Here is a 13,157-nt window from a genome sequence, read left to right on the forward strand (position 1 = left end):
TCTTGTTCAACCGCTATAAGCAGCCCAACATTACGTCGAGGAAAATCAAATGACACTCATTTCCGCTCTGGCACTATTTGGCGCCTTGGCCTTATTAGCGGTAATACCTGGTCCGGGCGTTTTTGCCGTTATCGCACGCACGATCGCCTCAGGATATCGACATGGTGCCGTCGCCTCCATCGGTATAGTGGTTGGCGATTTTGTATTTATCTTATTGGCTCTGATGGGACTGGCGGCTTTATCAGAAGTGATGGGCAGCTTTTTTGTGTTCGTAAAATACCTCGGAGCGGCCTACCTTCTCTGGCTTGGGCTGAACCTTATTTTCGCTAAGCCCTGCGCAACAAAAGTAGCGCCCGTAAAATCACCGGGGTATTTGCTAAGTTTCGCTGCTGGTCTATTTACTACATTGGGCAATCCCAAGGCCATTCTGTTTTATCTGAGCTTTTTCCCGGCATTTGTGGATTTGGCAAATATCACGATTGCGGAAACAGCCTTCCTGTTTTTAATCGCCACCGTTGCTGTGGGTGGCGTTATGCTTTGTTATGTTTACGCCACCCATAAAGCACAATCGTCTCTTAGCTCAGCGGGTGATAAACCCATTTTGCGATTAGGTTCAGGTTCATTGTTAGTCGGAAGCGGTTTATGGGTAGCTTTAAAGAATTAGCCCTTTTGGAGGACAGATGAGAGCAAAACGTTACCCTCTACCGAAACGATTTAACGCTGCTCTTTCAGAGTCAGCCTATGCAAAACTGCGCTCTCTCAATACGGAATACGGTTACGGCAACAACTATCTGTTAACAATTTTATTGGAAGCACTAGAAGACATCGCCGATCCGGTTAAATTGCAAAAAGCATTTCGCGATTTCGAGGCAGAGTACGGTGCGCCCAAACCGGGCAATATGCCATCAGGAAAACCACCAAAATAACGGTAATCAGACCGTTACCCTAAAAACAAGGACACAAAGCTATGCCATACGTAAACGTACAAATCACCAAAGGTGCCACCAGGGCGCAAAAGGCAGAGTTGGTCAAAGATATCACTGACTCCCTCAACCGTGTATTAGGTAAAAAGCCCGAATATACCCATGTGGTCATTCAGGAAATCGAAGAGCAGGATTGGGGCTACGCAGGTATGCTCACCGATGACTGGAAACTAAGCCAGTCGAGCTAGCTTTTTAAAAATTCACTTCCGCGCTCAGACAGGTTAAGTATCGGCGCTTTATTTCTACAAACTCAGGACAAAAATGAAAATAATAAAAATCCTTCTCTTAACAACCATTTCTCTTGTAGTGCTGCTGGCTTTGCTACACAAACAGATAATTTCCGGCGTGTTGCTGCCACAATACATGATTGGGCCCATCAAATTGAAGCCGAAGGTCTGAAAAATGGCGAGCCCCTCAATGCCGAAAATCTGGCTTTAGCCGCAGAAATAGGTATTAAATCCCCTGAAAAAGTGCGTGTTATTTATACAGATTTAGTGCCCTATCCCTATGAGAATCTGGCATTAAAACTGCTAGGCGAGGCTATTGGTGTTATCGGTGAAGGCATTGTCAACAATGCTCAGGTATTTGGTGACTCAATTTACGTGCGCCATGGCTACGAATTAGACAGACCTAGAATGGCCCACGAACTAGTGCATGTCTCACAGATTGAGCGGTCTAATTTAACCGACGTCATTACCCAACACATCTCTGATATGGCCGAGTACGGTTATGAGAATGCCCCGTTAGAAGTTGAAGCCTTTGAAGCAAACAAGCGTTACAGTTATTGATATCGGTCTCCTTTAAAGTTTAATGGAGCGGTATTTAGTTTTTGCCGGCCCTTCAAAGCTGGCATCACTTTGGTTCAGGACCTGCAATTTGTCATTTTGTGAACCAGCTATCATTTTTGCTGGTTGTGAGTTAGCCCTACTCCGCTAAACTGTTTATCAACTTCTCAGGAATTCCAAGAAGGAAAGCGAAGGAGCGCTTAACGCAAGGATGCGGCTTAATTTCAAAACCGGATTGTCTGAAACCTGGCGTTCGGAGTGACAACCTGAATCTCCTTAATATCTTCGGTGCCTATCTCTGTTATATTCCGCTCAGCCGTTCTGAGCCGCAACACCTCTATTCGATTATCCGACAGCAAAACGTCTTCAGCGACTCCCCGTGTGTTTTCGTCATTTTTAGATGTAACTTTAACCTCATAATGAAACATACAGATAATTTCCAGATAGTCGTGTAAATCGCATTTCAACATGATTAAATTCCTTTGATTGCTTCGCGTCTCAATGACAGACCGGACAACAACGGCAAAAATAACAGCTTAAGTCATTGTTATTCTGACAAGAATAGCGCTAACATTAGCCTATCATTGACTAAATTAATGCCCCAATCGTGAGACTTGTTGTTGTTCTGCTAAGTGGACTACTGGCCTTGTCCATTGCGTTAAACGTCTATTTCTTTGCGCAACTCACGCTGGGCGATTTTAGTCAGGAGCAGAGTGAACATAAAACACAACGCGCGGATCTGTCCACGCCCCGCAGCGTACCGCAAACCATAAACGCCCCTTCCCCTTTGGAAATAGCCTTTAGTGAATTCGATTTTGACTCTGTTTTGAGCTTATACGAAAGCCTGCTTCAGGATTCCCCTGAGGAAGCAGTACAGGTAAAACAGCAATGGTTTGAGCGTATTCACTCAGCTATCAGACAAGCGCAGTCCAGCCAGTCTACACACCCTTACAGCCTTTTTATTCAGGACTATTTGAAGCTTTACCCCTACGACAGTGAGTTTTTATATCTGGAGATTTTGAATAATCAGCACAATGAAGATCCCACCGATTTGCTGGTGAGCCTGTATACGCTGCTGCAGGGAGATATTAGTGAGGATCTGCAGGGTTTGATTGCCGGTAAAATAAAACAAGATCTCAATGCTATGATGACTCAGCTTGCGGAGATTGGCGCCTGGGATATCCTGGCCACATCATTAGAAACGCTGATGGCCTATGATCAAAACAATCGGGAGATTCTGGTTAATCTTGCCTATGCCTACGCCCAGTCCGGTCAGTTTGGCTTAATGGAAAATGTGCTGTCATACCTGCCACAGGAAGATGCTGAAATTGCCCGACTGCGTCAATTCAGAGATAAGCAACTGGCCAAAGAGGAAGTGGCCAGCACTACAGACCAAGGTATTGCCCTGGATAAAATTGGCGAACATTACCTGGTGCGCACGCTTATTCAGGATCGTTTCGAAGCGGTGTTAATGATAGACACCGGCGCCTCCACAACGGTAATAAGTCGCGAACTGTTTCGGTCCATTAATCACAGCCTGGATACCGAATACCTCGGCAGGTACACAATCAACACCGCCAGTGGCCGGGTGCGAGCGCCGGTTTATCGCTTTAAAAGCCTGAGCATCGAAGGCAATCGGGTCAGCAATATTGCGATGGTGGTATTGCCACTGGAAGAGTTACCAGCCGATGGACTGCTTGGCATGAACTTTTTGCGCTCGTTTCGCTTTTTAATTGATCAGGACGAAAATAGTCTGCACTTATTTTCCCGCTCCTGATAGTCAGCTTTTTGTTTAAACCGACAGTTTGCGCATATCCGCAGATTTCACCAACGCCAGCAATACTGCACCCATTACCGACGCGCCTGCAGCGATCAAAAAAGTCAACTCAGCACCAGCGCCCTGTTGCCAGAGATGTCCGGTAAGATAGCTGCCCAGTGAACCTCCCAGCCCGAAAGACACACTGACATAAATGGCCTGCCCACGGCTCTTTTGATTCTCGCCAAAATGATGATGAATAAACTGCATGGCTGCAGCATGAGCCAGCCCAAAACTAAATGCGTGAATACATTGGCTTAGCAGTAATATCAACGGCTGATGAGCAAATTCAGCTAATATCGCCCAGCGCAGGCCCGTCACCAGTAAACAAAATATCAGGGTGTATTTCACCCCCATGCGATTGATCAGTTTCCCGGCCAACAAAAATATGATGACTTCAGCGGCTACGCCAAGAGAAACCAGCCAGCCAATCTGTTGCGCGTCATAGCCCATGTCCCGCATATACAAGGCAAAAAAACCATAATAGGGGGCAAAGCTCAACTGCAGTAAAATCGATGCCAGCATAAAAACAACAAAAGCTGGATGGAGCGCCGCCTGCCAGATAGAGCGCGTAGCCTGTTCCATTGATGCAGCGGATTTAACATCCCTGATGAGCAGACTCATAACAAACAACCCCGTCAGGATCAGGGTGTTAAGCAACAAGATACTTTCAGAGCCCTGGGCATCTACCCAGATACCGGCAACAATTGAGGCCACAATAAAGCCGACACTGCCCCACAAGCGAATATTACTGTAGCGCTTTGCATCTCCTTCTACGGCATTAAGGGTAATGGTTTCCATTTGCGGTGCGATGGCTGTCCAGAACATCATCACCAGACCAAAGGCTAAGCTGATCCCCCAAAAGTCATGCACTTGAAACAGCAATAAATAACTGAGCAATGTGATCAAGCAACCGGCCTGCATCACCCGCAAGGTTTTACCGGATTTATCCGCAATGATAGCCCAAAGGTTTGGCCCCAGAATACGCACAAAGGTAATAACGGCAATCAATTCGCCAATTTGTTGCGAACTAAAATTCCGGCCATCGAGAAATACCCCGAGGAAAGGCACAGTGACGCCAAAATAACCGAAATAACAAAAATAGGTCAGAGCCAACAGGATCAAGCTTTGACCTGTGGCTCCGGAAGCAGAATTTGCAGAAAGAGGATTATTCAGATGCTTGTCCTGGGATTGCCGGTGTGGCGCACTGAACGTGGGCGTTTTGTGCGCGATGACGCAATAAGTGATCCATCAAGACCAGTGCCAACATAGCTTCGGCAATGGGCACGGCTCTAATGCCCACACAGGGATCATGGCGCCCTTTGGTGATGATCTCTGCTGAATCGCCCCGTACATCAATAGTCTCACCCGGTACACTAATGCTGGAAGTAGGCTTAAGGGCCATGTGAGCGACGATATCCTGTCCGGTAGAAATTCCCCCAAGTACACCGCCTGAGCGATTAGAGGTAAAACCTTTGGGTGTTAAAGTATCGCGATGTTCACTGCCCTTTTGTGTTACCACGTCAAAGCCATCGCCAATTTCCACACCTTTAACGGCATTGATACCCATTAAGGCATGAGCAATTTCAGCGTCAATGCGATCGAAAACCGGCTCACCCAATCCCACAGGTACATTGCTGGCCACCACTGAAACCTTGGCACCAATAGAGTCCCCTTCTTTTTTCAAGTCCCGCATATAGCTATCCAGCGCTTCCAGCTTACTGGCATCGGGACAGAAAAAGGGGTTGTCATTGATAATGCTTTTATCCACAGAATCAATTTTCACCGGTCCTAGTTGCGACAGGTAGCCATAAATTTCGATATTGTGCACCTGCTTAAGGTATTTTTTAGCAATACCACCAGCCGCGACTCTGACTGCCGTTTCTCGGGCTGAGGAACGGCCACCGCCGCGATAATCTCGGGCACCGTATTTGTGTTGATAAGTGTAATCAGCATGACCGGGACGGAAGATATCTTTAATTTTGGAATAATCTTTAGAGCGCTGATCGGTATTTTTTATCAGTAATCCAATGGAAGTCCCTGTGGTTTTACCTTCGAATACACCAGACAGGATCTGCACTTCGTCTTCTTCACGGCGCGCCGTGGTGTAACGAGATGTGCCAGGTTTGCGGCGATCCAGATCGGGTTGTAAGTCGGCTTCGCTCAGCTCAAGGCCCGGAGGACAGCCATCCACCACACCGCCAATGGCAATGCCGTGACTTTCGCCAAAAGTACTAACTGTAAATAATTTTCCAAAGGTATTTCCCGACATTATTCGCTCTTTTCTCCGTTGTTCCAGGCTTCTAAACTTGCTTTGTTGATGGCAAAAATCCCATCACCGCCCTGCTCCAGATTCACCCAGTGCAGTGGCAGTTCAGGATAGACTGCGGGAATATGTACCAGAGAATTACCCACTTCGACAAATAACCAACCGTTATGACTTAGGTGTTGTGGAGCAGTTTTAAGTATGGTGTCCACCAGATCCAATCCAAAATTACCGGCAGCAAGGCCCAACTCCGGCTCGTGCTGAAACTCATCGGGTAAATCAGACATATCCTCTGCATCCACGTAGGGCGGGTTACAGATAATCAAATCGTATTGCTGGCCCTGCAAGTTACTGAACAGATCAGATTGAATCGGAAATACCCGGTCGCTTAACTGGTGTTCCTGAATATTAATCTCTGCCACTTCCAGTGCATCTTCACTGATATCCACCGCGTCTACTGACGCTTCCGGGAAAGTATAAGCCGCCGCGATAGCAATACAGGCACTGCCGGTACACATATCCAGAATATTCTGTGGTGGGGTTTCAAACCAGGAGCTAAAGCCGTCAGCCAGCAATTCAGCAAACGGAGAGCGCGGAACTAACACCCGCTCATCCACATAAAACGGCAATCCGGCAAACCAAGCCTGATTAGTTAAATAAGCCAGTGGAATACGCTGCTCGATACGCAGTTTCATCAACTCTACAAGCTGTAACTTTTCAGTTGCAGTCAAACGGGCGCTAAAGAAATCCGGATGCATAGGCTGTGGTAGTTGCAACACCTGGGCAATCAGACTCAGGGATTCATCCCAGGCGTTATCAGTGCCATGCCCAAAATAAATATTGGCCAGGTTGAATTGGGTCATGGTCCAGCGGGCAAAATCCAAAACCGTTTGCAGATCCTGTTGCACCTCATTAATGTGCTGCTCTGTTAATTGATATTCGCCTGCCACTTTCACTCCCCGTCAGTATTCGAAAAACCCAAAGTTTACCGCAGTTTAAGGAATATACCGAAGTTATTTACAGCCGCAGCCGCAAAAATCCGACGGATTTTGGTAAACTACTGGCACTTTTAGTGACGAGACTCCATAAAACAGAAAGCCATGCACGAATCCGGCAAAAAAACTGATGACCAAGACTGGCAATTATTCCAGCAAGCTGTACAGGGCATTGTGCCTTTGTCTCAGGATAAAGTGGTGCATCCGGCTAAACCCAAGCAGCGCAAGAATACCAAGGCAGCTCAGCAGCGCAGTAATCAGGAGCAACGTCGGGTACGTGCCAGTTTTCAGTTTTCAGACGGCTACGAAGCCTGGTTTGACCCAGCACAACCGGTTAAATTCTCTCGTTCCAAAACCCTGTCAGGTGAAGTCAAACGGTTGCGCCGTGGTGAATATCCACCAGATTTAACACTGGATCTGCACGGCTACAATAAAGAAGACGCAAAATGGGAAATTGCAGAATTTATTCACACAGCAAAGAAGTATCACCATTATTGCGTTTGCATTGTGCACGGCATTGGCAGTCGGGTTTTAAAACAGCAAATTCCTAACTGGTTAGTACAGCACCCCGATGTCTTAGGGTTTCATGAGGCACCTTTGGAGTGGGGTGGCAAAGGGGCATTGTTGATTTTACTGGACGTGCAGGATCAGGAGTCCGGTGAGTGGCGGGCCAGATAAGTAAATAAAAGTCCCGCCTTAACGATTAAAAAATACCAAAAAACCAACCGCTGCTTAGTTCATCTTCACAACTTTTAAGTTGCTTAGCGTAACGCAAAGAACGGGCTTTTACTTTTTTAGACACTTCAATCAACCAAGGTTTTTTCAGGTAAGTTTTGCGCTTATATCCGCCCCACCCCTCGTGGTAATTCAGGTACTGCGCGTAGGCATCCCATTTTGATATGCCATTAATTTTGTAGGTTTTGCTGATAAACCACCCCATAAAATCCAGGGCATCCTCGAAATCATCCCGATCTGCACCGGAATTGCCGGTCTCACGGACGTAATCTGCCCAGGTGGGTGTTTTGGCCTGAGAGTAACCGTAAGCCGAACTCACTCGTCCCCATGGAATTAAACCAAAAAAGATATAATCTCGGGGCGGTCTGGCATCATCGCGAAAAGAACTTTCCTGATACATCATGGCCATAGGCACATGGATTGGCACTCCCCACTTATCGCGCATATCCACAGCGGCGTCATACCAGTCGTCTTTTTCTTCAAAGATCTTACACAAATCGTTTTTGTTTTTAGGGGGAGTTGTACTACAAGCCACACATAAAAGTGTAACCAGGAACACAATAAAATTTTTTTTAATTTTTTTTGAATCTTTCAGGAACTTTTTGCTCACTTACGACGTCCTAATTCATGTGTGTTCTAGTTATTGTGTTTTCCCTGGAAGTAACTTACGCCTGACCTCGTGTCAGGCGTTTTTTTTTGTTCATTCCCGGTGTTCATTCCCGGTGTTGCGTCCGCACCTTTGCTATACACCAAACTGTTGTTGCATAAAGGTATCAAAATCGACTTTGTCATTGGCTTCAATTTTCGCCCGCGCCTGATCCGACAACTGCGCCTGTTGTTGGAAAAACTCATCACTGTGCACTTTGTAAGGCGTGTCTAGCAAAGTTTGTTTATGCTGCTGAGCAAGATGAATTGCTAAGTCGCCATTATCCATCTTATCTTCTCTGAGCAACTTCAGAATACGCCCGGACAATGTCAGGTCTGGTTCCAGTATTTTTTCCATCTCACTTGCCAGCGCCTGAGTGTAATCTTTACAACGATTCACGTTATCAAGCAGTTCAGCAATGGGTTGCATCTCGGCAATCAACTGCTTGGCCCAATCTCTTAACAATACAGACTGGCCATCACGGCTTAAAGTAGCCTCTGGACAGCGTCCGGTTTCTACCGTGACCTTAATATTAGCTTCGGACTCTTCAAAATCGCCGTCACCAAAAGGCGCACTCGGTCTGAGCAAACAATGCAGCAAGAACACATCTAAAAAGTGTAATTGTTGCGCCTCTACACCAATAGGTGAGAATGGATTAACATCCAACGCTCTGACTTCGATATAACTGATACCGCGATCATGCAGCGCATCAGTGGGTTTTTCCAGACTTCGTGTGGGTTGCTTTGGCCTGATTGGCGAGTACAACTCATTTTCAATCTGCAATACATTACTGTTAAGTTGCTGAAACTTACCATTCAGCTTACCGCTGAACTTTTCAAATCGGGCTGATGGCGTTTGAATGGCTTTGCGCAATGAGGCCACATAAGCATCCAGTTCGTTATAACAAATTTGCAATCCCGACTGGGCATTGTTGGTATAACCCAAATCACTCATGCGCAATGACGTTGCACCTTTGAGGTACACGGTACCTTTGCCAATATTTTCAAAGGGTAAAGTGGTATTTTTGTCGGCCAAAAATGAACCGCACAAGGCCGGTGAGGAGCCATACAGATAAGGGATCAACCAGCAAATGCGGCGATAGTTGCGAACCAAACCTAAATACGCCGCAGAAATATTCTCTTGAGTACCTTTTTGTCCCAGTGCCTCAGCCAGATAAGGAGTCCAGAAATGACATGGCATTGAGAAATTAAAGTGCACGCCAGCAATGGCCTGCATCATGCTGCCGTAACGATTTTTAAGCCCCTGTCGGTACAGGGTTTTCATCTTTGCGACATTGGACTCACCGTAATAAGCCAGACGTATCTCGTCTTCATGCTTAATAAAACAGGGCATGCTCATTGGCCACAGCATTTCATCGCCAATGTTTTGCACCACAAACTTGTGGATGTCTTGCAGTTGCTCCAGTGTTTTATAGCTATCACGCTCTGGTGGCGTAATAAATTCCATTAAAGATTCTGAAAAATCTGTGGTGATAAAGTGGTGGGTTAGTGCTGAACCTAGCTTTTTGGGATGATCTGTAACCGCCAAACTACCATCGTTATTGATACGCAAGCTCTCACGCTCAATTCCGTGTTGAATATCCCTTAAAGTCGCCGCAACATGAGGCTGCTGTAAGATGGTTAACCTTTTATAAAATGCTTTATCTGTGTTCTGCAAAACCAGTTCCTATATTACCACCGCGTATATCACGGAATTACTAAGGCAAGCCTGATATGCGGAGCATATCGGTTATTTCAAGGGCTTGCCAGTCCAGCACTTAGATATGATTAACCGAAATTAAATTTCCAGATTAATGATTTTTCTGTTCCTGGATTTGGCCCATTGCGCGATTTCTTCCCCCAGTTCAGCCACATCAGCCACTATAACTACCTGCATACTACCGCTGTTGAGATGCTCACGAGCCAGTTCATTGAGTTCCTGACGGGATATCTTTGCAATGATATTATTTTGCTGCTCTGGGAAAGATTTATCGAGTTCATAAACCGACAGATGCCGTAAAAAACGCGCCTTGCTTCCGGGTGTTTCATACTTGAGGGCATCGCCCTGGGTGTAGGCTTTGCGCAAAAAGGTTAACTCTTCCGGGGTCATACCATCTTGCTGGAATGCATCAATTTCAGCAAACAGTTCCTGTAATGCGGCCACTGTATGTGCTTTATTTATGGCACCGCCAGCCTTGAATTGTCCCAGGGTTTTACCGCCCATAAAACCGCTGCGGGCACCATAGGTAAAACCCTTATCTTCCCTGAGATTCAGATTGATACGGCTGTTAAACATGCCGCCCAGAGGAAAATTCATCAGGTTCGCTTTGAAGTGCTCGCCGGTGGCGTCATAAGGTAAAAACGGCTTGATGACAGAAACAATGGATTGTGCTGCATCCGGATCATTGACCAGGTAAACGGCCTTTTCACTTAACTCAGGAAACGCTGCATAATCCGTTATTTCATAGGGTTTAACCTGCCATTGTGCCAAAAACGTCAATGAGTTAAGCAAGGAGTCCTTAGTCATACTGCCAACAGCAATGGCACTGGCCATATGAGCGTTGTAATAATCCTGGTAATACTGTTTAACATCCGCGAGGGTAATATTACTGAGAGTCGCCACAGTGCCGGAATCCGGCAAACTAATGCGGTTTTGCTCGCCATACAACACTTTAGAAACGGCTTTAGCTGCCAATGTCTCAGGATTCTTATCAGCTTGCTGTAAGGATTGAATTAAACGTGCCTGCAGGCGTGTGAAATCTTCCTCATTAAACGCAGGTCTAAACAGCTTTTCTTCCAGAAGCGCTAAAGTCGGTTGAATATTCTCTTGTAAACTGCTGACCACAACAGTAGTGAACCGGCCACCCGCAGAAAAATTGATACTGCTGCCCAGCTTTGCCAACTCATTGGCCATTTCTTCGTTGCTGAAATTTTGGGTGGTCTCTGACATCATCATGGCGGTAAAGCTGGCCAGCCCCGCCTTATCAATGGGATCTAATAAAGGGCCGCCTTCCAGATTAATCACCAGGGTCACCGTCGGTGTTTCGCTTGATTGATGAGCCATCAGGATCATGCCATTAGCCAGGGTGGTTTGCCAGAATTCAGGTACTTTAACAACAGGATTTGGGCCAGCTTGTGGAACGACTGAACGATCAAAGTTATCTTCAGGTGTCGGTGCTGCGGTAAAGTCAGTTTCCCCGTTTTCGCTGATAGTTCTCTCAGCTGGCGTGAAAGTTGGCGCTTTAGCCTGCATAGCCAATTGCCCGCGTGGCACGATACTCAATATCACGCTGGCTTGGTCTTTCAGATATTGACGGTACACTCGCATTACATCGTCTTTGGTAACTGCGCTGTAGCGAGCAATGTCGTATTCCACCATATCTGGCTCACCGGCAAAAATCTGGTTCGATGCCAGTGTGCTTACCTTACCGGCGACACTTTGCAATCCATAAATAGTGCCAGACTTAATAGCCGCTTTAGTACGTTGTAAATCATCATCGCTGACGCCGCGCTGCTCAAACTCCAGTAAGGTATCCTGCATTATCTTTTGTAACTCACTTAATGAGGCCACTTTTTGCGGATTGGGTAATGCGATTAGCTCAAATTCGCAGGCTAACTCACGACATGGGTGCCCTACTCCGGCATGTACCGCCCATCCTTGTTTAACCATATTTTTGTAAAACAAGGAGGTCTTCCCGCCGCCCAGAATATCGGATAACACATCAAGTGGCGCTTCGTCTTCATGACGCACATGCACTGTGGGGAACGTCATCTGTAACAAAGGCAAATGCACATCATCTTCAATGGTAATGTAGCGTTCCTGGCTTAAAGTCACCGGCATTTTTGGTAGCTTTTCTACTTCCTGTCCCTTGGCAATACTGCCAAAATACTTTTGAATCCACTGCAAGGTTTGCGCCTCGTCGATATTACCACCGATGCTCAATACCGCATTGTTGGGTCCATACCAGCGCTGAAAAAAGGCTTTCAAATCATCCACATCGACGCGATTTAAATCTTCGATATAGCCAATCACCGGCCAGCTATAAGGATGCTCTGTGGGATAAAGGGCTTCAGCGATTTTTTCTGCGCGCAATCCATATGGTTGATTGTCCACCCGTTGAGCACGCTCATTCTTGACGGTTTCTCGCTGCACTTCGAATTTTTCCTGAGTGACAGCGTTGAGCAAGAAGCCCATGCGGTCAGCTTCCAGCCAAAGCACTTTTTCCAGTTGATTAGCAGGCACCGTCTGATAATAGTTGGTGCGATCAGAATTGGTGGTGCCGTTCATATTACCACCGGCTTCGGTGATCATTTCAAAATGCTGCTCGTCGGCTACATGCTCAGAACCCTGGAACATCATGTGTTCAAAGAAATGCGCAAACCCAGATTTACCGGGTTCTTCTCTGGAAGAGCCCACGTGATAGGTGACATCGACATGCACCAGCGGATCTGAGTCATCCTGATGCAGTAAAACAGTCAGGCCATTCTGCAAACGAAATTTTTTGTAGGGAATGCGATAGTCACCACTTTCCTGGCTGGTGTCTTTAAGCAACGTAATACCCGCGGGAACTTCATTCTGAGAGGATTGCGAGGAAGAATAAGACCCGGAATATTGGCAAGCTCCCAACAGTAATAAACTCAGGCCAAATAACGAAAGGTATTTCAACGACATTAAATTTATCCTTATTTGTGACGCGTTAATCATGACATTTCATCACAATTATTAGAATTGTAAAAATGTAACATTCCCTAAAGGTGGGAGACAGATTAGCCAAAGCGAGTTGGTCTCTATTATCCAACAAGAGAATGAGTGAAAAACCTAAGCTTTCCGACTATGCTAAACTGGTTAAGAGACTAAATACTATAACAAATTGAGTCACCTCCTTTCTGTCACATAAACTAAAGCAGTTGCAATTTTTTTCGCAAAGCTCA

Annotated in this window: 13 protein-coding genes; 6 read left to right on the top strand and 7 right to left on the bottom strand. The window is 46.2% G+C overall.

Features of this window, described 5'->3' with window-relative positions; all coding sequences use genetic code 11:
• Positions 1-49: 49 nt before the first annotated feature.
• From ACXAD8_RS08835 to ACXAD8_RS08850, 4 genes are all read left to right on the top strand, one after another.
• Entirely contained in the window at positions 50-664 is a 615-nt protein-coding gene (locus ACXAD8_RS08835; RefSeq protein ID WP_475227397.1) for a LysE family translocator, read from the top strand.
• 16 nt (positions 665-680) lie between these two features.
• Positions 681-926: a hypothetical protein gene (locus tag ACXAD8_RS08840; RefSeq protein WP_475227400.1), complete on the top strand. Its 246-nt coding sequence runs from the start codon at positions 681-683 to the stop codon at positions 924-926.
• A gap of 41 nt (positions 927-967) precedes the next feature.
• On the top strand, positions 968-1,171 hold the full coding sequence (locus tag ACXAD8_RS08845; RefSeq protein WP_475227402.1) for a tautomerase family protein: 204 nt from the start codon (positions 968-970) through the stop codon (positions 1,169-1,171).
• Positions 1,172-1,453: 282 nt separating this feature from the next.
• The gene (locus ACXAD8_RS08850) at positions 1,454-1,771 is read left to right on the top strand and encodes a hypothetical protein (protein WP_475227403.1); all 318 of its coding nucleotides are present in this window, start codon (positions 1,454-1,456) and stop codon (positions 1,769-1,771) included.
• Between the two features lie 221 nt (positions 1,772-1,992).
• On the opposite strand, the gene ACXAD8_RS08855 is transcribed toward ACXAD8_RS08850, so the two are convergent.
• Complete coding sequence (locus ACXAD8_RS08855) at positions 1,993-2,238, bottom strand: Rho-binding antiterminator (protein ID WP_475227405.1); 246 nt, start codon at positions 2,236-2,238, stop codon at positions 1,993-1,995.
• Positions 2,239-2,375: 137 nt separating this feature from the next.
• Between ACXAD8_RS08855 and ACXAD8_RS08860 the strand changes: the two genes are divergently transcribed.
• Positions 2,376-3,545 (top strand): retropepsin-like aspartic protease family protein, encoded by a 1,170-nt coding sequence (locus ACXAD8_RS08860; protein ID WP_475227408.1) that lies wholly within the window; start codon positions 2,376-2,378, stop codon positions 3,543-3,545.
• A 15-nt stretch (positions 3,546-3,560) separates the two neighbouring features.
• Here the strand turns inward: ACXAD8_RS08860 and ACXAD8_RS08865 are convergent, their stop codons facing one another.
• Genes ACXAD8_RS08865 through prmB form a run of 3 tightly spaced genes read right to left on the bottom strand, consistent with a single transcriptional unit; the run spans position 3,561 to position 6,800 of the window.
• Positions 3,561-4,709 carry an MFS transporter gene (locus ACXAD8_RS08865; RefSeq protein WP_475227410.1) on the bottom strand — a complete coding sequence of 383 codons (1,149 nt, stop codon included), beginning with the start codon at positions 4,707-4,709 and terminating at the stop codon, positions 3,561-3,563.
• 43 nt (positions 4,710-4,752) lie between these two features.
• On the bottom strand, positions 4,753-5,856 hold the full coding sequence (gene aroC, locus ACXAD8_RS08870; protein WP_475227413.1) for a chorismate synthase: 1,104 nt from the start codon (positions 5,854-5,856) through the stop codon (positions 4,753-4,755).
• Positions 5,856-6,800 carry a 50S ribosomal protein L3 N(5)-glutamine methyltransferase gene (prmB, locus tag ACXAD8_RS08875; protein ID WP_475227415.1) on the bottom strand — a complete coding sequence of 315 codons (945 nt, stop codon included), beginning with the start codon at positions 6,798-6,800 and terminating at the stop codon, positions 5,856-5,858. The genes aroC and prmB overlap by 1 nt, the downstream gene beginning before the upstream one ends.
• 150 nt (positions 6,801-6,950) lie before the next feature.
• Here prmB and smrB point away from each other — a divergent pair, with 150 nt between their 5' ends.
• Positions 6,951-7,523 carry an endonuclease SmrB gene (smrB, locus tag ACXAD8_RS08880; protein ID WP_475227417.1) on the top strand — a complete coding sequence of 191 codons (573 nt, stop codon included), beginning with the start codon at positions 6,951-6,953 and terminating at the stop codon, positions 7,521-7,523.
• A 25-nt stretch (positions 7,524-7,548) separates the two neighbouring features.
• On the opposite strand, the gene ACXAD8_RS08885 is transcribed toward smrB, so the two are convergent.
• The 3 genes from ACXAD8_RS08885 to ACXAD8_RS08895 form a co-directional block, all read right to left on the bottom strand.
• Complete coding sequence (locus tag ACXAD8_RS08885) at positions 7,549-8,157, bottom strand: transglycosylase SLT domain-containing protein (RefSeq protein WP_475232924.1); 609 nt, start codon at positions 8,155-8,157, stop codon at positions 7,549-7,551.
• A gap of 165 nt (positions 8,158-8,322) precedes the next feature.
• Positions 8,323-9,903, bottom strand: a complete 1,581-nt coding sequence (gene gshA / locus ACXAD8_RS08890) for a glutamate--cysteine ligase (protein WP_475227420.1) — start codon at positions 9,901-9,903, stop codon at positions 8,323-8,325.
• 120 nt (positions 9,904-10,023) lie between these two features.
• Entirely contained in the window at positions 10,024-12,897 is a 2,874-nt protein-coding gene (locus ACXAD8_RS08895) for a M16 family metallopeptidase (protein ID WP_475227422.1), read from the bottom strand.
• Positions 12,898-13,157: the final 260 nt, after the last annotated feature.

This window comes from Planctobacterium sp. AWH2_060 (assembly GCF_056158425.1).